A 21,218-nucleotide genomic window follows, 5' to 3' on the forward strand; every position below is an offset into this window, starting at 1 on the left:
ACCCCGAGCCCCCCAAGATCCCCTCTCCCCCCCGGGGAGAGGGGGATTTCATCATCCCCCTAAGCCGCCAGCGCCACGCCCAGATGGCGTTCCAGCAGTGCCGAGTCCGCCTTCGCCTGCGCCGCCGGCCCGGCATGCACCACCCGGCCGCGGTCGAGAAAGACAACGCGGTCGGCGAAGTCCAGCGCGCGGTCGACCTGCTGCTCCACCAGCAGGATGGTCATGTCGAGCTTCGACAGCGCCGCCATCAGCGTGTCGCAGATCACCGGCGCCAGCCCCTCCAGCGGCTCGTCCAGCAGCAGCACCGTCGGCTTGCCGAGCAGGGCGCGGGCGACCGACAGCATCTGCTGCTCGCCGCCCGACAGCTCTCCGCCGCCGTTGCGCCGTCGCTCGCCGAGCCGGGGGAACAGCTCGTACGCCTCCTCCAGGGCGCAGCGCGGGCGCCCCTTCAGCCCGGTGACGAGGTTCTCCTCCACCGTCAGCGATTTGAAGATGTCGCGCGTCTGCGGCACATAGCCGAGCCCCGCCGCCGCCCGCGCCGAACTGCTCATCGCGCTGAGATCCACCCCGTCCAGCCGGATGCTGCCGCCATGGCGGGTGGTCTGGCCGACCAGCGTCGCCAGCGTCGTCGTCTTCCCCACCCCGTTGCGGCCGAGCAGCGCCAGCCGCCCGCCCGCCGGCACGGCCAGCGACACGCCCTCCAGGATCAGCGTCTTGCCATAGCCGGCGCGCAGATCCGCAACCTCCAGGGCTCCGACCGGTTCAGTGGGCATTGGCGCGGCTCCCCAGATAGACCTCGCGCACACGCGGGTCGGCGACGATCTCCTTGGCGGTGCCGCTGCACAGCAGCCGCCCCTGCGCCAGCACGACGATGGTCCTGGCGAAGCGGAAGACCAGATCCATGTCGTGCTCGATCATCAGCACCGCCAGATCCTTGGGCAGCCGGTCGATGGCGTCGAGGATGCGTTGGCTTTCCGAATGGGGCACGCCGGCCGCCGGCTCGTCCAGGATCAGCACCTTCGGCTTCATTGCGAGCGCGAGCGCGATCTCCAAGAGCCGTTGCTGCCCATAGGCCAGCGAGCCCACCGCCGTGTGCGCCACCTGCGTCAGCCCCATGGTGTCGAGCAGCCCCGCCACCTCGTCGGCCAGCCCGGCCACTTTGGCGACGTTGGCGAACAGGCGGAAGGTGCGGCGGTCGCGCTGGAGGACGGCCAGTTCCAGATGCTCGCGCACCGTCATCGACTTAAACAGCCGCGCCACCTGAAAGCTGCGGATCAGCCCCAGCCGTACCCGCTCCGCCGCCGACAGCCGGGTGATGTCGCGACCGTCCAGCCGGATGGTGCCGGCGCTGGGCGGGATCACCCCGGTGACGAGGTTGACGAAGGTCGTCTTGCCCGCCCCGTTCGGTCCGATCAAGGCGCAGCGGTCGCCGGCATTCAGCGTCATGGAGATGTCCGACGACACCTGCAGGCCGCCGAAATTCTTGCTCAGCCCCTCGACCTCAAGAAGCTTGGTCATGCCCCATCCCCCTTCCCGCGCAGCAGCCCACCCAGCCGCTCCACCCCAGAGGCGATGCCGCCGGGCAGGAACAGGACGATGCCGATCAGGAACAGGCCGATGAAGCCCATCCAGTGGAAGGGGTCGCTGGCGGCCAGGATATGGTGGATGCCCATGAAGGCCGCCGTGCCGATCACCGCGCCATAGAGCCGCCCGGTACCGCCCAGCACCAGCATCACCAGCGCCTCCGCCGACCAGGGGAAGCCGGCGCTGTCCAGCCCGACGATGCCGCTGGTCACCGCGGTCAGGGCGCCGGCCACCCCGGCAAACACCCCGGCCACGCCATACAGAACCACCAGATAGGATTTCGGCGAACCGCCGATTGCGGAGATCCGCAAGGGATCCTCCTTCACCCCGCGGCAGGCCAGCCCGAAGGGCGAGCGCACGATCCGCCGCGCCACCAGCAGCCCGACCACCAGCACCGCCAGCGCGAAGAGGTACGATGTGCGGCCGAACATGTCGAAGCGGAACAGCCCCAGCACCGGCGCCGGGTCGATGCCGGACAGCCCGTCGCTGCCGCCGGTCCAGTCGCGCGCCTTGTTGGCGACCTCCTGCACGATCTGCCCGACCGCGATGGTCAGCATCAGCAGGGTCAGCCCACGGGCATGCAGGATCAGCGCACCGGTGACCAGCGCAATCAGCCCGCCGGCCAGCCCACCAACCGCCAGCATGGCGAAGGGGTCGTTGTTCCAGTTGACCGCGACGATGCCGGCGGCATAGGCGCCGGTGCCGAACATCGCCGCCTGCCCCAACGTGGCGATCCCGCCATAGCCGAGCACGAGGTCGAGCGACAGCACGAACAGCGCCGAGGCGGCGATGCGGGTCAGCAGCGCCAGATCGTCCGGCAGCAACCAATAGGCGGCCAGCCCGACCGCGGCGACCAGCGGAATGCCGATCCAGTCCAGGTCGCGGCGGGCCGCCAGCGGGGTGCGTCGGGTCATCTGGCCGGCCTTGCCGTCTCGCTCGGCGACACTGGTCATGCCGTCCTCCCTTTGAAGAAGCCGTGGGGCCAGCGGAACAGGATCAGGATCAGGGCGGCGTAGAAGAAGAACTCGCCGAAACTCGGGATCAGGTATTTGCCGGCGGTGTCGACGATGCCCAGCGCCAGCGCCGCCGCCGCCGAGCCGAAGATGCTCCCCGCCCCGCCGACCGCCACCACCGCCAGGAACAGCACGATGTAGCGGATGGCGTAATAGGGCTCCAGCGGCAGCAGTTCCGCCCCCAGCACGCCGCCCAGCGCCGCCAGCCCGGTGCCGAGCGCGAAGGTCGCCAGATAGAGCCGCTCCGTCCGGATGCCCAGCGCCGCCGCCATCGCGGGGTCATCGACCGCCGCGCGCAGCCGGATGCCGAAATCGGTGCGCTCCAGCAGCCACCACAGTCCCAGCAGGGTCACCGCCCCGGCGGCGATCACGAAAGCGCGGTGGGTCGGGATCGCCTTCGGACCCAGTTCCACCGTGCCGATCAGCAGGTCCGGCAGCGGGATGCGCTTCAGCGTCGGGCCGAACAGGTAATTGATGCCGGCGACGATGACGAAGGTCAGCCCGATGGTCAGCAGCACCTGCGCCAGCTCGTTGGCCGAGCCGTAGATGCGGCGGTACAGCAGCCGTTCCAGCGGCAGCGTCGCCAGCACCGTCAGCGCCACCGCCACCACCAGCGCCGCCGCATAGGGCAGCCCGGCCTCCTGCGCCGCATAGGAGGCGATATAGCCGCCGACCATGGCGAAGGCGCCATGTGCCAGATTGACCACCCGCATCAGCCCCAGCGTCACCGACAACCCGACGGAGATGATGAAGAGGATCATGCCGTAGGCGACCCCGTCGACGGCGATCCCGAACATGGTTTCCATGATGTGCGTCCGTCTGCGCTGATGCCCGTTGCCGCCTCTTACCCCCACCCTAACCCTCCCCCGCTGGGCGGGGGAGGGTTAGGGTGGGGGTCTAACTCACCACCACGCCAGCTTCAAAAACCCCCTCACTTCGCCAACTTGTACCCATAGTCCGGCTGCTTCGGGAACGCCTGCTTCTCGACATTCTCCAATTTGCCGTCGACCTTCTCGACGGTGCGCAGATAGATCGTCTGGGTGACGTGGCGGCTGTCCGGGTCGATGGTCAGGGGTCCGCGCGGGCTTTCCCAGCTCATGCCCTTCACCGACTCCACCGCCTTGGCGCCGTCGATCTTGCCGCCGCCGTTCTTGATCATCTGATAGATGACGTGAACGCCGTCATAGGCGCCGACCGAGGTGAAGGTGACGCTGTCGTAGGACCCGAACATCTCCTTGTGCTTGGCGACGAAGGCCTTGTTCATCGCCGAATCATGGGCGCGGCTGTAGTTGAAGCTGGTGGTGATGCCCATCGCCGCGTCGCCCAGCGCCGGCAGGTCCGGTTCCTGGGTCAGGTCGCCGGGGCCGAAGAACTTGATGCCCGCGGCCCGAAGCCCGGTGTCGTTGAAGGCCTTGGCGAAGGCCAGCGTCGCCGGACCGGCCGGCAGGAAGGCATAGACGGCCTCGGCGCCCGAATCCTTGATGCGCTGCATGAAGGGGGCGAAGTCGTTGGACTTCAGCGGCATGCGGATGGTGTCCACCACCGTGCCGCCATGCTTCTCGAAGGTGGTCTTGAAGGCGGCCTCGCCGTCGATGCCGGGGCCGTAGTCGCTGACCGCCGAAACCGCCTTCTTGATGCCCTGCTTGGCCATGTATTCGGCCAGCGGCACCGTGTTCTGCCACAGGGTGAAAGAGGTGCGGACATAACGCGGCGACTTCTCCGTGATGGCGGAGGTCGCGGCGTTGAAGATCACGCAGGGGATGTTGGCCTCGTCGATCAGCGGGGCGACGGCCAGCGCGTCCGGCGTGAAGAAATAGCCGGCGAGGAAGGACACCTTGTCCTTGACGATCAGTTCCTGCGACAGCGCCTTGGACTGGGAGGGATTCGGCTGGTCGAGGTCCTTGTAGATGAACTCCACGGTGTCGTTGCCGACGGTCTTGCCATGTTCGGCCTGATAGACCTCGATGGCTTCCTTGAAGCTCTTGCCGACCACACCGAACGGGCCGGAGAAGGGCGCCACGACACCGACCTTGATGGTGGCGGCGCCGGCCGGACCGGCCGCCAGCGCCAGACCGAACGCCGCACCCAGCAGCGCGTTGCGCAGAGTCCTCGTCATTGTCCCTCCCACATGTGACCATATGCCGGCGCCGGAATCCCAATCCGAATTCTTGGGTTCCGGTCATTGACTGTTGTGCCAACCGTACTGAGGGATGGACGAACCGTCAAGTGCGATATTTGATGCTATGTTCTATAATCGCACAAAACCGTCCTCTTCACTAAAACACTGAAACAGAACGTTTTTATGTGAAAGCGCCGTACACTACACCGCGTGAATCTTATGTTGCGGCGCAATATGGGCGATAAACGCCCTGAATTCGCTCTTTTCGACCTTGACACCAAGCCGGCACCATCGCCAATCTGTGCGTAAAGAAGATTGTTCGTGCGGTTTTCGCACAATCAGGAGGTCATATGGCGAAGATCACGCCCCTGCGCGAGGCGGTGGCGAGCCTCGTGCAAGACGGCGACACGGTCGCCCTGGAAGGGTTCACGCACCTGATTCCCCATGCCGCCGGCCACGAGATCATCCGGCAGGGCCGGCGCGGCCTGACGCTGGTGCGCATGACACCGGACCTGATCTACGACCAGATGATCGGCATGGGCTGCGCCGCGAAGCTGATCTTCTCCTGGGGCGGCAATCCCGGCGTCGGATCCCTCCACCGCTTCCGCGACGCGGTCGAACAGGGCTGGCCGCACCGGCTGGAGATCGAGGAGCACAGCCACGCCGGCATGGCCAACGCCTATGTCGCCGGCGCCTCCAACCTGCCCTTCGCCCTGCTGCGCGGCTACACCGGCTCCGACCTGCCGAAGGTCAACCCGAACATCCGCTTCGTCGAATGCCCCTTTACGGCTGAGAAGCTGGCCGCCATCCCCGCCGTCCGACCCGACGTGACGGTCATCCACGCCCAGAAGGCCGACCGCCGCGGCAATGTCCTGCTCTGGGGCATCCTCGGCGTCCAGAAGGAAGCCGTTCTGGCCGCCAAGCGCTCCATCGTCACGGTGGAGGAGATCGTCGACGATCTGGAGGCGCCGCCGAATGCCTGCGTGCTGCCGAGCTGGGCGCTCTCCGCCGTCTGTCCCGTCCCCGGCGGTGCCTATCCGTCCTACGCGCAGGGCTATTCGGAGCGCGACAACCGCTTCTACAAGGCCTGGGACCCCATCGCCCGCTCGCGCGACGACTTCCGGGCCTGGATGCAGCGCCATGTGCTGGACACCGACGATTTCGCCGGCTTCCGCCGCGTGCTGGCCGAAAGCATGAAGGAGGCCGTGTGATGAGTGCTGCCGAGACCACCACATCGACTCTCGATTTCACCGCGACCGAGATCATGACGGTGGCGGCCAGCCGCCTGCTGAAGGACGGCACCGTCTGTTTCGTCGGCATCGGCCTGCCCTCCACCGCCGCCAACCTCGCCCGGCTGACCCATGCGCCCGAGGTGGTGCTGATCTATGAATCCGGCCCGATCGGCGCCAAGCCGACGGTGCTGCCGCTGTCGATCGGCGACGGCGACCTCGCGCTGACCGCCGACACCGTGGTCGGCACGCCGGAAATCTTCCGCTACTGGCTGCAGGGCGGGCGGATCGACGTCGGCTTCCTCGGTGCCGCCCAGGTCGACCACTTCGCCAACATCAATACCACCGTCATCGGCCCCTATGACGCGCCCAAGGTGCGGCTGCCCGGTGCCGGCGGCGCGCCGGAGATCGCCTCCCAGGCCAAGGAGGTGTTCATCGTCCTGAAGCACAGCCCGAAGGCCTTCGTCGCCAAGCTGCCCTTCGTCACCTCCGCAGGATATCTCGACGGCGGCGACGCACGGGCCAGGGCCGGCATTCCCGGTGCCGGGCCGACGGCGGTCATCACCGACCTCGGCATCCTCACCCCCGACCCGGTGACCAAGGAGCTGACCCTGACCGGCATCCACCCCGGCGTGACGGTGGAGCAGGTGAAGGCCGCCACCGGTTGGGACCTGAGGATCTCGCCGGACCTGAAGACCACCGAAATCCCGGACGCCGAAACCCTGACGGCGCTGCGCGACCTGCACGCCCGCACTGCTGCAGCCCATGGTCAAACCGGCGGAGAAGGATAAAGCAATGCGTGACGCCTATATCTGCGACGCCATCCGCACCCCCATCGGCCGCTATGCAGGATCCCTGTCGTCGGTGCGCACCGACGATCTCGGCGCCATGCCGATCTGTGCCCTGATGCAGCGCAACCCCTCGGTCGACTGGGCCGCGGTGGACGACGTCATCTATGGCTGCGCCAACCAGGCCGGCGAGGACAACCGCAACGTCGCCCGCATGGCCGCCCTTCTGGCCGGCCTGCCCGACGCGGTGCCGGGCACGACGATGAACCGGCTCTGCGGCTCCGGCCTCGACGCGCTCGTCACCGCCGCCCGCGCCATCAAGGCGGGCGAGGCCGACCTGATGATCGCCGGCGGGGTGGAAAGCATGAGCCGCGCCCCCTTCGTCATGGGCAAGGCCGACGCTCCCTTCTCCCGGCAGGCCGAGATCTTCGACACCACCATCGGGTGGCGTTTCGTCAATCCGGCGATGAAGGCGGCCTATGGCACCGATTCGATGCCGGAGACGGCGGAGAATGTCGCCGACGACTGGAAGATCGCCCGCGCCGACCAGGACGCCTTCGCGCTGCGCAGCCAGGACCGCGCCGCCCGCGCCATCGCCGACGGCAGCATGGCCCGCGAGATCGCCCCCGTCACCATCAGGACCCGCAAGGGCGAGACGGTGGTGACCACCGACGAACATCCCCGCGCCACGACCATCGAGGCGCTGTCGGCCCTCAAGCCCATCGTCCGCCCCGGCGGCACGGTGACCGCCGGCAACGCGTCGGGCGTCAACGACGGCGCCGCCGCCCTGCTGATCGCGTCCGAAGTGGCGGTGAAGCGTTTCGGCCTGACCCCGCGCGCCCGCATCCTCGGCGGCGCCACCGCCGGCGTCCCGCCGCGCGTCATGGGCATCGGCCCGGTCCCCGCCACCCGCAAACTGCTGGAACGTCTCGGCCGCAGCATCGCCGACATCGACCTGATCGAACTGAACGAGGCCTTCGCCGCCCAGGCGCTGGCCGTCCTGCGCGAGCTTGGCCTGCCGGATGACGCCGCCCATGTGAACCCGAACGGCGGCGGCATCGCGCTTGGCCATCCGCTCGGCATGAGCGGCGCCCGTCTGGCGACCACCGCGCTCTACCAACTCGAACAGTCCGGCGGCCGGACCGCGCTCTGCACCATGTGCATCGGCGTCGGCCAGGGCATCGCGGTGATGATCGAGCGGGTGTAGCCTCAGGCTTCGAATGCCCCCTCCCCAACCCTCCCCCACCTGCGGTGGGAGAGGGAGTTAAGCGCAAGAGCGGCGGAGTTCCCTCTCCCGCGAAGCGGGGGAGGGTTAGGGAGGGGGCAAAAAACATCACCGCCCAATAACCGTCAGCGGAAGCCCCCATGCCCTTCATCGAAGCCGCCGGCATCACCCAGCATTACGACCTGACCGGCCCGGCGGACGCGCCGGTGCTGCTGTTCGCCAACTCCATCGGCACCAGCTTCCACATCTGGGACGATGTCATCCCCCTGCTGTCGCAACGCTACCGCATCCTGCGCTACGACATGCGCGGCCACGGCCTGACCCAGGTGACGCCGGTCACCGATGATGCCGGCTACAGCATGGATATCCTCGCCGACGACGCCGCCGGCCTGCTCGACGCGCTTGGCATCGATCGTGCCCATGTCTGCGGCCTGTCCATCGGCGGCATGATGGCGCAGCGCCTCGCCGTCAAGGCGCCCGGCCGCATCCGTGGCCTGATCCTGTGCGACACCGCCGGCGTCATCGGCCCGCAATCGGTCTGGACCGACCGCATCGCCGCCATCCGCGCCCGCGGCATGACCGCGATTTCCGACGGGGTCATGGCCCGCTGGTTCACCCAAGCCTTCCGCGACGGCCGCCCCGACCAGATCCGCGGCTACACCGCCATGGTCGCGCGCACCACCGAGGACGGCTATGTCGGCTGCGCCATGGCGATCCGCGACGCCGACCTGCGCGCCGCCAACGCCGCCATCACCGCCCCCACCCTGGTGATCTGCGGCGAGCATGACGTCGCCACCCCGCCCGATGCCGCCCGCGAACTGGCGGCCGGCATCCCCGGCGCCCGCTTCGAACTGCTGCCCGGCGCCGCCCACATCCCCGGCGTAGAGAAGCCGGCGGAACTGGCCGCCCTGATCGGCGGCTTCCTGGGGGACCTCTGATGGCCGACCATGAAATGATGGACAAGGACCTCTACGACCGCGGCATGGCGGTGCGCCGTTCGGTGTTGGGCGACGCCCATGTCGACCGCTCGCTGGAGCGCGCCACCGGGTTCGACGCCGATTTCCAGGAGTTCATCACCAAGACCGCCTGGGGCCAGATCTGGACCCGGCCGGGCCTGGACATCCGGACGCGCAGCATGTTGACCATCGGCATGCTGGCGGCGCTGGGCAAGGATGGCGAGTTGAAGCTGCACATCCGCGCCACCCGCAACACCGGCGTCACCCGCGACGAGGTGAAGGAAATCCTGATGCAGGCCGCCGTCTACGCCGGCGTCCCCGCCGGAAACCACGCGATAGCGCTGGCCCGCGCCGTCTATGCCGAGATGGACGAGGAAGACGCCCGGAAAGGGTAAAAAGCCATGACCGCCGACCGCTATTCCGACCCGTTGCTCGACCCGCTCTTCACCAGCGACGCGGCGGCCGATGCCTTCTCCGCCACCGCGCGGCTGCAAGCCATGCTGGAGTTCGAGGCGGCGCTGGCGCGGGCCGAGGCGGCGGTCGGCGTCATCCCCGCCCGCGCCGTCCCGGCCATCGAGGCGGCGTGCAAGGCAGACCTCTACGACCTGACCGCGCTGGGGGCGGAGGCGGCGCTGGCCGGCAACACCGCGATCCCGATGGTCAGGCACCTGACCCGCGCGGTGAAGGCTGCCGACGAGGAAGCCTCCCGCTACGTCCATTGGGGCGCCACCAGCCAGGACGCGATGGACAGCGGCCTGATGCTGCAACTGCGCCGCTTCCTCGACGGTCTGGACGCCGATCTGGCCGCCCTTGCCGATGGTCTGGCCGATCTCGCCGACCGCCACCGCGCCACGCCGATGGTCGCCCGCACCTGGCTGCAGCACGCCCTGCCGACCACCTTCGGGCTGAAGGCGGCGGGCTGGCTCGACGCGCTGGGCCGCGACCGCCAGCGGCTCGCCGCGTCCCGCAGCCGCCTCGCCCTGCAATTCGGCGGCGCCGCCGGCACGCTGGCTGCCCTCGGTGACGCCGGCCCGGCGGTGGCGGAGGCTTTGGCCGGCGACCTCGGCCTCCCCCTGCCCGCCCTGCCCTGGCACGCCAGCCGCGACCGCATCACCGAACTGGCCTCGGCCCTCGGCATCCTCGCCGGCACGCTGGGCACGCTGGGCCGCGACATCTCGCTGATGATGCAGATGGAGGTCGCCGAAGCCTTCGAGCCTGCCGCGCCCGGCCGCGGCGGCTCCTCCACCATGCCGCACAAGCGCAACCCGGTGTCCTGCGCCGTCCTGCTCTCCACCGCCATCCGCGCGCCCGCCATGGTCGGCGGGCTGCTGGCGGCGCAGGTGCAGGAGCATGAACGCGGCCTCGGCGGCTGGCATGCCGAGTGGCAGGCGCTGCCCGACCTCTGCCGCCTCGTCGCCGGTGCCGCCCGTCATGCCCGCGAGACCATCGCCGGCCTGACCGTCGATGCCGAGCGCATGCGCGCCAACCTCGACCTCACCCGCGGCCTGATCCTGGCCGAAGCCGTCACCATGGCGCTGGGCGACCGCATGGGCCGGATGGCCGCCCATTCCCGCGTGGCCGAGGCCAGCCGCCGCGCCGCCGACACCGCCCGCCCGCTGCGTGACGTGCTGGCCGAGGATGCCGAAGTGATGCAGGCGCTGGGCGCCGACACCCTCGACCGCCTGTTCGACCCGCTGAACTACACCGGCTCCGCCTCCCACTTCATCGACCGCGTTCTGACACTCCACAGGCACCAACAGCGTCAGCAGAACTGACCGCTCCCAAGGAGGGACCCCCGAGATGGACACAGCCGTTCACGAGGCGGAGGGAGATTTCAGCCCCCGCGATTGGGCGCAACACCCGCCCTATCTGTCGCCGCTCTACAAATCGACGGTACTGCGCTCGCCTCGCAAGCCGCTGATCCCGATGAAGCAGTGCCTGTCGGTGCGCAGCGGTCCTGTGTTCGGTCATGACAGCGTCGATCCGCTCGACAACGACCTGACGAAGAACGGCCGCGTCAACGGCGAACCGATCGGCGAGCGCATGATCGTCACCGGCCGCGTGCTGGACGAGAGCGGCCGGCCGGTGCCGCACACGCTGCTGGAGATCTGGCAGGCCAACGCCTGCGGCCGCTACGTCCACCGCTGGGACCAGCATGATGCGCCGCTCGACCCCAACTTCTTCGGGGCCGGCCGCTGCATCACCGACGCCGAGGGCCGCTACCGCTTCACCACGATCAAGCCCGGCGCCTATCCCTGGGGCAACCACCACAATGCGTGGCGGCCGGCGCACATCCATTTCTCGCTGTTCGGGCCGTCCTTCCTGACCCGGCTGGTCACCCAGATGTATTTCCCCGGCGACCCGCTTCTGCTGCTCGACCCCATCTACAACGGGGTGCCGGAGGGCGCGCGCGAGCTGCTGATCTCCCGCTTCTCCATCGACGTGACCGAGCCGGTGTGGGCGCTCGGCTATGAATTCGACATCGTCCTGCGCGGACGCCAGGCCACGCCGATGGAGGGCTGATCCACATGAGCCAGATGCTGAAACAGACCCCGTCCCAAACCGTCGGCCCCTATTTCGCCTATGCCTGGACGCCGGAACTCTACGGCCGCCGCCCGCTGGCAACCAACCGGCTGGCCACCCGCGACATGCCCGGCGAGCACATCCGCATCGAAGGCGTGGTTTACGACGGCGAGGGTGCGCCGATCCGCGACTGCGTGGTGGAGATCTGGCAGGCCGGCGCCGACGGCAAACACGCCCCCGGTGCGGCAGGCTTCGGCCGCTGCGGCACCAACGACGCCGGTTATTATTTCTTCGACACGGTGAAGCCGGGCGCCTGCGACCCCGGCCATGCCCCGCACATCGCGGTGACGGTGTTCGCCCGCGGCATGCTGAGCCACGCCTTCACCCGCCTGCACTTCTCCGACGAGGTTGCGGCGAACGCCGCGGACCCGGTGCTGACGACCGTCCCCGCCGACCGCCGCGACACCCTGATCGCCCGGCGCGCCGAACTGCCGGGCGGCGTGGTCTACCGCTTCGACATCCGCCTGCAGGGCGCGGGAGAGACGGTGTTTTTTGATTGTTGAGGTGAACTCAGGCCGCCGGGTGCCCCCTCCCCATCCCTCCCCCACCTTCGGTGGGAGAGGGGGTAGGACGCTTGTCAGCGGGAGCTAATTGCCGAAGCGGCGGCAGTCCCCTCTCCCACCGAAGGTGGGGGAGGGTTAGGGAGGGGGCATCGTCAGCCGACACCCCACATCACCCCTCCCGGATCGTCGCCACGAAGCGCTGCACTTCAGTCCGCAGTTGCGCCGACTGGTGCGACAGCGTGTCGGCGGCGGCGCGGGCCTGGGAGGCCATGCTGCCGGTCTCGCTGGCGGCGCGGGTAACACCCTCGATGTTGGTCGACACCTCGCGGGTGCCGGCGGCGGCCTGCTGGACGTTGCGGCTGATCTCGCGGGTCGCCGCCCCCTGCTCCTCCGCCGCGGCGGCGACGGCGGTGACCGTCTCGCTGATGCCCAGGATGGTGCGGCCGATGGCCTGGATGGCGCCGACGGCGCTGCCGCTGACCGACTGGATCTCGGCGATCTGGGCGGCGATCTCCTCCGTCGCCTTGGCGGTCTGGCTGGCGAGGTTCTTCACCTCCTGCGCCACGACGGCGAAGCCCTTGCCGGCCTCGCCCGCACGCGCCGCCTCGATGGTGGCGTTCAGCGCCAGCAGGTTGGTCTGGCCGGCGATGGACTGGATCAGGTTCACCACGTCGCCGATCTTCTGCGCCGCTTCGGCCAAGCCGGCGACGGTGCCGTTGGTCTTCTCGACCTCGCCCACCGCGTCGTTCGCCATGCGCGACGAGGCGGCGATGCGCTGGTTGATCTCCTCGATGGAATGGGCCAGTTCCTCCGCCGCGGCGGCGACCGTCTGCACGTTGCTGCTGGCGACGTCGGCGGCGCTGGCGACGGCGGCGGCCTGGGCGTTGGTCTGCTCGGCGATGGCCGACAGCCCTTCTGAATCGGTGCGGATCAGTTCCGCCTGCTCGGTCACGCTGGCGACCACGCCGCCGACAGTGCCCTCGAACCGGTCGGCCATCCGGGCCAGTTCCTGCCTGCGCCGCTCGGCGGCCTGCGCCTCGTCCCGGCGGCGCTGCTCCTCCATCTCGGCGACGCGGCCGGCATTCTCCTTGAACAGCTGCAGCGCCTTGTTGATCGCCCCGATCTCGTCGGAGCGGTCGCGGTCGCGCACCTCCACGTCCTGCCGGCCGGCGGTCAGCGCCTCCACCGTCGCGATGATCCGGCGCAGCGGCGTGCCGACGATGGTCCGCGTCGACAGCCACAGCGCCAGCAGCAGCCCGGCGGTCAGCAGCACGGCGCCGACGGCGATGAAGCTGCGCAGTTCCTCCTTCGGCGCCTCGATCTGGTTCATCGGCAGATTGATCAGCACCGACCAGGGCGTGCCGGTGTCGCCAACGATGACCGGCCGGAACAGCTGCTTGACCTCGGTCTTCAGGCTGGCCGACATCGAGAAGTGGGCATAGGGCTTGCCGTCGCGGATGGCCGGCAACGCCTCCTTCAGCCGTTCGTTGGTCTGCAGGATCGACTTGCCCATATGGTCGGCGTTGCTGTAGCCGGCCCACAGCCCGCCGTTGGAGATCAGGAAGACCGACCCCGTCCCGAAGGGCTTCGCCGTCTTCAGCTCGTTCCAGATCTCGTCGGTGGCGATGTCGACGCCGGCGACACCGACGAACTTGCCGCCTTCCATGACCGGAACCACCAGCGACACCATCAGGACGGTCTTGCCGGCCACCGCATAGCTGTAGGGTTCGACGATCACCTCTTTGCCGGTACGCTTGGCCTGCTGGTAATAGAGGCCGTCGGGGCCGGGATCGTCATAGCCGGTCAGCGCCTCCAGCTGGACCTTGCCGCTGCCGCGGTTCCAATAGGGGATGAAGCGGCCGCTGGCGTCGCTGCCGGCGCTGTTGACGAAGTCGGAGTCCTTGCCGTCCAGCGCGTTCGGCTCCATGCCGATCCACACGCCGATCAGGTTGGGATTGCTCTCCAGCAGGCTCTTCAGCCAGTCGTTCAGCTTGGCGCGGTCGGCGACGCCGTTGCGCTTCAGGCTCAGCAGGGTGGTCCGCATCAGGCGGCTGATGTTCATGGCGTCGTTCAGACGCCGCTCGACGGTTTCGGCATGGTATTTGCCGAGTTCGTCCCCGACCTTGAAGGACAAGGCATCGGTATCGGCCCCGCTCCTGGCGGAGATCACGACCGTGCCGACCCCCAGCCCGACCAGCAGAACCACGCCGATCGCCAACACCAGCTTGGTCACCAATGGCAATTTCTTGAACATCTACATTCCCCGCGACATACCCGGACAAGGGCCCGACACCCCGACCGACTGTCCCGCGGTTCCGTTAAATTCAAGTAAATTAATTGCTAATATATCTGTCATCCCAACAGATGGTGAGAACAACTCTCAAATGAATGACGATCAATCATACCCGGATCAACAATTCATACTTTGGGACTGGTCCGCGAATCTTTCGGGCACATACAACTTCCACTCCGCGTCCTCAAGGAAAAGGGGCGGACCGGTCGTCCCGGTCCGCCCCCTTCATACCGTCACGACAGGTCGCCCGTGATTACTTCCGGGCGGCGGTGATGGCGGCCTGCAGGTCCTTCAGCACCTCGGCACCGCCGTCGGCGGCGTACTTGTCGAAGGCGGGCTTGACCATCTCGCGCATGCGGTCCAGCTCGGCCGGGCTCAGCTCGTTGATCTGCATGCCCTTTTCCTTCAGGTAGGCCACGCTCTGGGCCGAGGCCTCGCGGCTGTCCTTGCGCTCGAAATCGCGCGAGGCGACGGCGGCCTCGTTCAGGATCTTCTTCTCGTCCGCCGACAGGCCGTCGTACCAGCGCTTGCTGGCCAGCACGATCCACGGGCTGTAGACGTGGCGGGAGATGGTCAGGTACTTCTGGACTTCATAGAACTTGGACGACTGGATGGTGGTGACCGGGTTCTCCTGGCCGTCGACCGTGCCGGTCTCCAGCGCGGTGAACAGTTCGGAGAAGGCCAGCGGCACCGCGTTGGCGCCGAAGCGGTTGAACATGTCGATGTAGACCGGGTTCTGCATCACGCGCAGCTTGATGCCGCCCATGTCCTCGACCTTGGTGATCGGCCGCTTGCTGTTGGTCAGGTTGCGGAAGCCGTTCTCCCAATAGACGAGCCCGACCAGCCCCTTGTCGTTCAGCGACTTCAGCAGCTTCTCGCCGAACGGGCCGTCCAGCACGGCGTCGGCTTCCCGTTCGTTGTTGAACAGGAAGGGCAGGTCAAAGGCGCCGAAATCCTTGACGATGCCGACCAGCGTGGCGGTGGAGCCGACCATCATCTCCTGCGCGCCGCCGATCAGGGCGTTCTGCATCTGGATGTCGCTGCCCAGGCTGGCGTCGCCGAAGCCCTTCATCTTGAACTTGCCGCCGCTGCGCTTGGACAGCTCCTCGGCGAAATACTTCACCGCCCGGCCCTGGTTGCTGTTCTCCGACAGGCCGTAGCCGAAGCGGATGATGCGGGTCTTCACGTCCTGGGCGGCAGCGGAGGTCGTGGCGGCGATCGGGGCGAGCAGCGCGGCGGCGATGCCGGTGGCGAGCAGCAGTTTGCGGAACATGGGTGTCGAACTCCCTTAACGTCTGGTGTTTCGTTCTGATTGGTCTTGGTAGGCGTCAGTGGAACAGGTGCAGCGGCATGGTGACGATCTCCGGCACGGCGATCAGCAGCCCGAGCAGCACGATGTAGGTCAAAAGGAAGGGCCAGATGCCCTTGGTGGCGCTTTCCAGCGAGATTCGGGCGACGCCGCACACCACGTTCAGCACCGTGCAGACCGGCGGATGGATCAGGCCCAGCGTTCCGACGAGAACGAACATCACGCCGAAATAGGCGGGGTCGATGCCGGCCTTGATCGCAAGAGGGGTCAGCACCGGCCCCAGCACCAGGATGGTCGGCGTCAGGTCCATCACCGTGCCGACGGCCAGCAGCAGGACGGCGATGGCCAGCATCAGCATCTTCGGATGGCTCATCAGCGGGGCCAGCAGCTCCGTCATCTGCTGCGGCAGGTCGGCCAGCGTCACCATGTAGGACGACACCAGCGCGGCGGCGCACAGGAACATCACGGTGCTGGTGGTGCGCGCCGCCTGGACCAGCAGCGGGACCAGCTGCGGCAGCGTGACCTGACGGTAGACGAACAGCGCGACGAACAGCGAATAGACGGCGGCGACCACCGCGGCCTCGGTCGGCGTGAAGATGCCGCCGCGCAGGCCGCCGATGATGATGACCGGCAGGGCCAGCGCCCAGACGCCGTCGCCCAGCGCCTTCAGCCGCTCCCGCCCGCTCGCCTTCGGCTGCAGCTTCACCGTCATGTCGCGGACGACGAACGTCCAGGCGCAGACCAGACCGATGCCCATCAGCAGGCCGGGCACGATGCCGGCCATGAACAGCGCGCTGATCGAGGTGTTGGTGGTCACGCCGAAGATGATGAAGGGCATGCTGGGCGGGATGATCGGGGCGATGATGCCGCCCGACGCGATCAGACCGGCGGAGCGCGGCACCGGATAGCCATGGTCGCGCATCATCGGGATCAGCAGGGTCGCCAGCGCGGCGGTGTCGGCGATGGCCGACCCCGACAGGCTGGCCAGCATCACCGAGGCGCCGATGGTGACATACCCCAGCCCGCCCTTGATGTGGCCGACCAGGCTGACCGCCAGATTGATGATGCGCTGCGAGATGCCGCCGGCATTCATCAGCTCGCCGGCCAGGATGAAGAAGGGCACCGCCATCAGCGGATAGTTGTCGGCGCCGCTCAGCATGTTCTGGGCGACCAGCTGGGCGTCGAAGAAGTCGAGGTGGACCATCAGCGCGACGCCGGTCAGCATCAGCGCGAAGGCGATGGGCATGCCGAGCAGCATGAAGCCGAACAGCGAGCCCAGGAAAATGGTGAGCGTCATGGCGGCGTCTCCGTCCGCAGGAAATCTATTGGTCTGGGCTCAATGCTTGGCGACGGCGGGGCTGCCGTGGCCGGCGGGTGCCGGCGGGGCAACCGCGGGGCCGTGCGATTCCGGATGGTCCAGGGTGGTGTCGGGGTCGCCGGGGACGCGGGCGCCCGGCTGGTTGGTGACGATCCGCACCAGATTCGCCAGCACGATCAGCGCCATGGCGATGGCCGGGAAGAAGCCCGCCGCCGCATAGAAGGCCATGGGGAAGCGCAGGACGGTGGAGAAGGTCTCCATCCCGATCAGCAGCTGAATCCAGCTTCCCTGCACGAACAGCCACAGGGCGTACAGCATCATCAGGTGCGCGATCACCGCGCAGGCCCGCCGGACCTTGGCCGGCAGGCGGCTCTGCACGATCTCCAGCCCCAGGTGCCGCTGGTGACGCAGCGCCACGGTGGCGCCCAGGAACACCAGCCAGACGAACATCAGCCGCGCGATCTCTTCCGCCGCGACGATGCCGCTGTTGAAGACATAGCGCAGGACGACGTTGCCGAAGACGAGACCGACCATGACCGCCAGCATCAGCGCCATGATCCATTCGGTGACCCGCTCCAGCAGATCAGCAACGCGCTTCATGCGTTCCTCCCAGCGGCGAGGCCGCTATTCTCCAGGCCAGCGGCGGAGCCGCTATTGTTCACTTTGGCGCCGCCGGTCAGGCGGGCATGCGCATCGGCGACGATGGCCTCGGCCGGCAGCGTCACCTCATAGGACAGCACCGGCTCGTCGGCCGCCGGCATCTCCAGGTCGGCGAACTGGCTGTCGACCAGGGCCATTGGCATGAAATGGGCGGTGCGCGCCCCCATGCGCGAGGCGATCAACGCCTTGTCGCCGTGCAGGTGCAGGAACACCACCCGTTTGCAGTCGCCGCGCAGCCGGTCGCGGTAGCGCCGCTTCAGCGCCGAACAGGCGACGACCAGCCCCCTGCCCTCGCGGTCGGCATCGGCGATGAAGCCGGCCAGCGTGCCCAGCCAGCCGTCGCGGTCGGCGTCGGTCAGCGGGATGCCGGCCGACATCTTCTCGATGTTGGCGGGCGGGTGGTGGGCGTCGCCCTCGATGAATTCATCGCCCAGGGCCAGGGCCAGGGCTTGGCCGACGCTGGACTTGCCGCAGCCGGCCACGCCCATCACCACGACGATCTGCGGCCCGGCGCCGGCCGACGGGGCGGCCGGCTGGTCGGGCTGAATGGCGGTCATGCCGGGGGACGGCGCGATGGAGGGACCGTTCATGAGGCTCATATTCCCGAATACCGGTGCGGGACGGCGTCCGCGACGGCAAGTCGCGGCGGGCCACGCACTGACAAGGTTATGTTAGCGCTATCATTCGCGGGTCACTGAGAGGTCCACGACCATGGAGGTCGGACTGCACGGATGACGCCGAGACGAGGTGCTGATACTGTTAGCGCTAACCTTGACGCGCGTAAAGAGTTTTGTTTGAGTTGCGGACAAACTGATCGGGGATGGCCGCGGGTTGCAGGCTTAAGCTCTGCGTGGCATGCGGCTGTTGCTGAGCATGATACACATCGGTGACTGGCGAGCCCGCGCGACCTTCCGTCGCGCCGGCCGGAATCAGAACGCCGGAACTGAAAGGACGAAGCCCTGTGACGACCCGTGGCGGTGATCGGCCAGCAACCCCGGCGGTCAAGACGCGCAAGCCGCGCTCCTCGCGCACCGGCCGCGCCACCATGGCGGACGTGGCGGAGCGGGTGGGCATCAGCGCCATCACCGTCTCGCGCGCCTTCAAGCGGCCGGAGCTGGTGGCGCCGGAGCTTCGCCAGCGCATCCTCGACACCGCGCAATCGATGGGCTACGTGCCGAACCAGGCCGCCAGCGCGCTCGCCTCGGCGCGCTCGATGACGGTGGCGGTTCTGATCCCGTCGATGACCAACATGGTCTTCGTCGAGACGCTGGCCGGCATCCACGACATGCTGCTGCCACGCGGCTATCGCGCCCTGATCGGCGTCACCCACTATTCCCCGGTGGAGGAGGAGCGGCTGATCCGCACCTATCTGCAGTTCCAGCCCGACGGCATCCTGCTGACCGGCACCGACCATACGGAGATCGCCCGCACCTACCTGTCGGCGCTCTCCAGCCCGACCGTCCACATGATGGAGCTGCTGGACGACCCCGACAGCCTCAGCGTCGGCTGTTCGCAGGAGGAGGGCGGCCGGCTGATGACCACCCACCTGCTGGAGCGCGGCTATCGCCGCATCGGCTTCGTCGCCGTGCAGCTCGACCCCCGCACGCTCGCCCGCCTAGACGGCTACCGCCACGCGCTGGAGGAGGCGGGGCTGTATGACGAAAAGCGCGTCTGGCGCCTGCCCGACCCGTCCTCCATCCATCTGGGCGCGGCGATGATCGACCGGCTGATGGCGGAGAACAGCGACTGCGACGCCGTCTTCTTCTGCAACGACGATCTGGCGCAGGGCGCCCTGTTCCAGTGCCAGCGCCGCGGCATCCGCGTGCCCGACCAGCTCGCCGTCGCCGGCTTCAACGATTTGCCGGCGTCGGCCTGGACCACGCCGACGCTGACCACCGTCGCCACGCCGCGCTACGCCATCGGCCGCCACGCCGCCGCCATGCTGCTCGACCTGATGGACGGCAAGGAGCCGCCGCAGCGCCGCCTCGACCTCGGCCTGACCTTCATCGCGCGGGAGAGCACGTGAGGGAGCACACCCCCTTCGCCCCGCCAATGATCCGGATCAACCGCGGCGCGTAAGGCCCGGCATGGCTGACGCGCAGGCTCGGCGTCGCTAAGCCGCGGGGCCGGGCGTAGACTGTGCGTATGCTGACGCTTCGACATCTGGCGATCGACACCGTCCGGGAGAACGTCGCCTTCCTCAACCGCCGCTGCACCCGCTACCATGTCGAGGATTTCCTCGGGCTGGGCCGGGTGGAGGTGCGGAACGACGGCCGTTCCCTGCTGGCGGTGCTGAACATCGTCGACGACCCCGCCATCGTCGCCCCCGACGAGATCGGCCTGTCCGACCCCGCCTTCGGCCAGCTCGGATTGGCGGCGGGCTCCGCCGTCCATCTCGTCCCCCCGACCCCGCCGGAAAGCTTCGAGCTGGTGCGCGCCAAGGTCGGCGGCGCCGCCCTGACCGACGAGCAGCTGGCCGCGATCATCCGCGACGTCACCGACCAGCGTTACTCCAAGATCGAGATCGCCGCCTTCCTGATCGCCTGCGCCAGCTTCATGACGACGGCCGAGGTGCTGGGCCTGACCCGCGCGATGATCGCCGCCGGCACCCGGCTGCACTGGGAAGGTCTCGGAACCATCGCCGACAAGCACTGCATCGGCGGCATTCCCGGCAACCGCACCTCGATGATCGTCGTGCCGATCGTCGCCGCCCACGGCCTGCCGATTCCGAAGACCTCGTCGCGCGCCATCACCTCGCCCGCCGGCACCGCCGACACCATGGAGGTGCTGGCCAATGTCGACGTGCCGATGGAGCGCATGCAGGCCCTGGTGCGGGAGGCCAAGGGCTGTCTGGTCTGGGGCGGCCATGTCCGGCTGTCGCCGGCCGACGACATCCTGATCTCGGTCGAACGGCCGCTGGCCATCGACACCCGCGAACAGCTGGTCGCCTCCATCCTGTCGAAGAAGGTGGCGGCCGGCTCCACCCATCTGCTGATCGACATCCCCGTCGGCCCCAGCGCCAAGATCCGCAGCGCCGGTGATGCGGTGCGCCTGCGCAAGCTGTTCGAGCATGTCGGCGACCGTCTCGGCCTGACGCTGGAGGTGGCAATCACCGACGGTTCGCAGCCGGTCGGGCGCGGCATCGGCCCGGTGCTGGAGGCGCGCGACGTGATGGCCGTCCTGCGCAACGACCCCGCCGGCCCCGCCGACCTGAAGGAGCGCGCCCTGCTGCTGGCCGGCCGCATCCTGGAATTCGACCCCGCGGTGCGCGGCGGCAGCGGCAACCGCCGGGCGCGGGACCTGCTGGAATCCGGCGCCGCCCTGGCCTCGATGGAACGGATCATCGCCCTGCAGGGTCCGCCGCCCGCCGTGGCGACCCTGGGCTCGCTGGTGGCGGAGATCGCGTCCCCCGCCGACGGCATCGTGTCGTCGCTCGATTGCTACCGCCTCGCCCGCATCGCGCGGCTGGCCGGCGCGCCGACCGACAAGGGCGCCGGCATCGACCTGCTGCGCAAGGTGGGCGACCCGGTGCGCCGGGGCGAACCGCTGTACCGCATCCACGCCAGCACAAACGCCGACTTCACCTTCGCCCAGGCCCATGCCGCCGACGACAATGGGGTGCGGGTGGTAGGGTGAAC

At 68.4% G+C, this 21,218-nt stretch carries 20 protein-coding genes; 10 read left to right on the forward strand and 10 right to left on the reverse strand.

The window, feature by feature from the left end; translation table 11 throughout:
* Positions 1-59: 59 nt before the first annotated feature.
* The 5 genes from FZ938_RS12340 to FZ938_RS12360 all read right to left on the reverse strand — a co-directional run bounded on the left by FZ938_RS12340 (position 60) and on the right by FZ938_RS12360 (position 4,713).
* A complete protein-coding gene (locus tag FZ938_RS12340) occupies positions 60-773 on the reverse strand; it encodes an ABC transporter ATP-binding protein (RefSeq protein ID WP_149198786.1) in 714 nt (237 codons plus the stop codon).
* The gene (locus FZ938_RS12345) at positions 763-1,518 is read right to left on the reverse strand and encodes an ABC transporter ATP-binding protein (RefSeq protein ID WP_149198787.1); all 756 of its coding nucleotides are present in this window, start codon (positions 1,516-1,518) and stop codon (positions 763-765) included. Before FZ938_RS12345 ends, FZ938_RS12340 begins: the two co-directional genes overlap by 11 nt.
* The gene (locus FZ938_RS12350) at positions 1,515-2,537 is read right to left on the reverse strand and encodes a branched-chain amino acid ABC transporter permease (protein ID WP_149198788.1); all 1,023 of its coding nucleotides are present in this window, start codon (positions 2,535-2,537) and stop codon (positions 1,515-1,517) included. The genes FZ938_RS12345 and FZ938_RS12350 overlap by 4 nt, the downstream gene beginning before the upstream one ends.
* Positions 2,534-3,403: a branched-chain amino acid ABC transporter permease gene (locus FZ938_RS12355; RefSeq protein ID WP_149198789.1), complete on the reverse strand. Its 870-nt coding sequence runs from the start codon at positions 3,401-3,403 to the stop codon at positions 2,534-2,536. Before FZ938_RS12355 ends, FZ938_RS12350 begins: the two co-directional genes overlap by 4 nt.
* Before the next feature lie 125 nt (positions 3,404-3,528).
* On the reverse strand, positions 3,529-4,713 hold the full coding sequence (locus FZ938_RS12360; protein ID WP_149198790.1) for an ABC transporter substrate-binding protein: 1,185 nt from the start codon (positions 4,711-4,713) through the stop codon (positions 3,529-3,531).
* 353 nt (positions 4,714-5,066) lie between these two features.
* Between FZ938_RS12360 and FZ938_RS12365 the strand changes: the two genes are divergently transcribed.
* From FZ938_RS12365 to pcaG, 8 genes are all read left to right on the forward strand, one after another.
* Positions 5,067-5,927, forward strand: a complete 861-nt coding sequence (locus tag FZ938_RS12365) for a CoA transferase subunit A (RefSeq protein ID WP_149198791.1) — start codon at positions 5,067-5,069, stop codon at positions 5,925-5,927.
* The gene (locus FZ938_RS12370) at positions 5,927-6,736 is read left to right on the forward strand and encodes a CoA-transferase subunit beta (protein ID WP_149198792.1); all 810 of its coding nucleotides are present in this window, start codon (positions 5,927-5,929) and stop codon (positions 6,734-6,736) included. The genes FZ938_RS12365 and FZ938_RS12370 overlap by 1 nt, the downstream gene beginning before the upstream one ends.
* 4 nt (positions 6,737-6,740) lie before the next feature.
* Entirely contained in the window at positions 6,741-7,940 is a 1,200-nt protein-coding gene (gene pcaF / locus FZ938_RS12375; RefSeq protein WP_149198793.1) for a 3-oxoadipyl-CoA thiolase, read from the forward strand.
* A 158-nt stretch (positions 7,941-8,098) separates the two neighbouring features.
* Complete coding sequence (gene pcaD / locus FZ938_RS12380) at positions 8,099-8,896, forward strand: 3-oxoadipate enol-lactonase (RefSeq protein WP_149198794.1); 798 nt, start codon at positions 8,099-8,101, stop codon at positions 8,894-8,896.
* Positions 8,896-9,309 (forward strand): 4-carboxymuconolactone decarboxylase, encoded by a 414-nt coding sequence (pcaC, locus tag FZ938_RS12385; protein ID WP_425529366.1) that lies wholly within the window; start codon positions 8,896-8,898, stop codon positions 9,307-9,309. The genes pcaD and pcaC overlap by 1 nt, the downstream gene beginning before the upstream one ends.
* Positions 9,310-9,315: 6 nt before the next feature.
* A complete protein-coding gene (locus tag FZ938_RS12390; protein ID WP_149198795.1) occupies positions 9,316-10,689 on the forward strand; it encodes a 3-carboxy-cis,cis-muconate cycloisomerase in 1,374 nt (457 codons plus the stop codon).
* Between the two features lie 25 nt (positions 10,690-10,714).
* Positions 10,715-11,437, forward strand: coding sequence for a protocatechuate 3,4-dioxygenase subunit beta (pcaH, locus tag FZ938_RS12395; RefSeq protein ID WP_149198796.1), 723 nt, complete (start codon positions 10,715-10,717; stop codon positions 11,435-11,437).
* 5 nt (positions 11,438-11,442) lie between these two features.
* Positions 11,443-12,000: a protocatechuate 3,4-dioxygenase subunit alpha gene (gene pcaG / locus FZ938_RS12400; protein ID WP_149198797.1), complete on the forward strand. Its 558-nt coding sequence runs from the start codon at positions 11,443-11,445 to the stop codon at positions 11,998-12,000.
* 169 nt (positions 12,001-12,169) lie between these two features.
* Here pcaG and FZ938_RS12405 read toward each other — a convergent pair whose 3' ends face one another.
* From FZ938_RS12405 to FZ938_RS12425, 5 genes are all read right to left on the reverse strand, one after another.
* Positions 12,170-14,254: a methyl-accepting chemotaxis protein gene (locus FZ938_RS12405; protein ID WP_149198798.1), complete on the reverse strand. Its 2,085-nt coding sequence runs from the start codon at positions 14,252-14,254 to the stop codon at positions 12,170-12,172.
* Positions 14,255-14,546: 292 nt separating this feature from the next.
* Complete coding sequence (locus FZ938_RS12410) at positions 14,547-15,566, reverse strand: TRAP transporter substrate-binding protein (RefSeq protein ID WP_149198799.1); 1,020 nt, start codon at positions 15,564-15,566, stop codon at positions 14,547-14,549.
* A 55-nt stretch (positions 15,567-15,621) separates the two neighbouring features.
* The gene (locus tag FZ938_RS12415) at positions 15,622-16,899 is read right to left on the reverse strand and encodes a TRAP transporter large permease (RefSeq protein ID WP_149198800.1); all 1,278 of its coding nucleotides are present in this window, start codon (positions 16,897-16,899) and stop codon (positions 15,622-15,624) included.
* Positions 16,900-16,938: 39 nt separating this feature from the next.
* Positions 16,939-17,520, reverse strand: a complete 582-nt coding sequence (locus FZ938_RS12420) for a TRAP transporter small permease (RefSeq protein WP_149198801.1) — start codon at positions 17,518-17,520, stop codon at positions 16,939-16,941.
* Positions 17,517-18,170 (reverse strand): gluconokinase, encoded by a 654-nt coding sequence (locus tag FZ938_RS12425; RefSeq protein WP_149198802.1) that lies wholly within the window; start codon positions 18,168-18,170, stop codon positions 17,517-17,519. Before FZ938_RS12425 ends, FZ938_RS12420 begins: the two co-directional genes overlap by 4 nt.
* Positions 18,171-18,541: 371 nt before the next feature.
* On the opposite strand from FZ938_RS12425, the gene gntR reads away from it, so the two are divergent.
* Both gntR and FZ938_RS12435 read left to right on the forward strand, forming a co-directional pair.
* Positions 18,542-19,606, forward strand: coding sequence for an HTH-type transcriptional regulator GntR (gene gntR, locus FZ938_RS12430; RefSeq protein WP_149198803.1), 1,065 nt, complete (start codon positions 18,542-18,544; stop codon positions 19,604-19,606).
* Positions 19,607-19,725: 119 nt separating this feature from the next.
* On the forward strand, positions 19,726-21,216 hold the full coding sequence (locus FZ938_RS12435; protein WP_149198804.1) for a thymidine phosphorylase family protein: 1,491 nt from the start codon (positions 19,726-19,728) through the stop codon (positions 21,214-21,216).
* Positions 21,217-21,218: the final 2 nt, after the last annotated feature.

Source organism: Azospirillum oryzae (assembly GCF_008364795.1).
Taxonomy (GTDB): Bacteria; Pseudomonadota; Alphaproteobacteria; order Azospirillales; family Azospirillaceae; genus Azospirillum; species Azospirillum oryzae.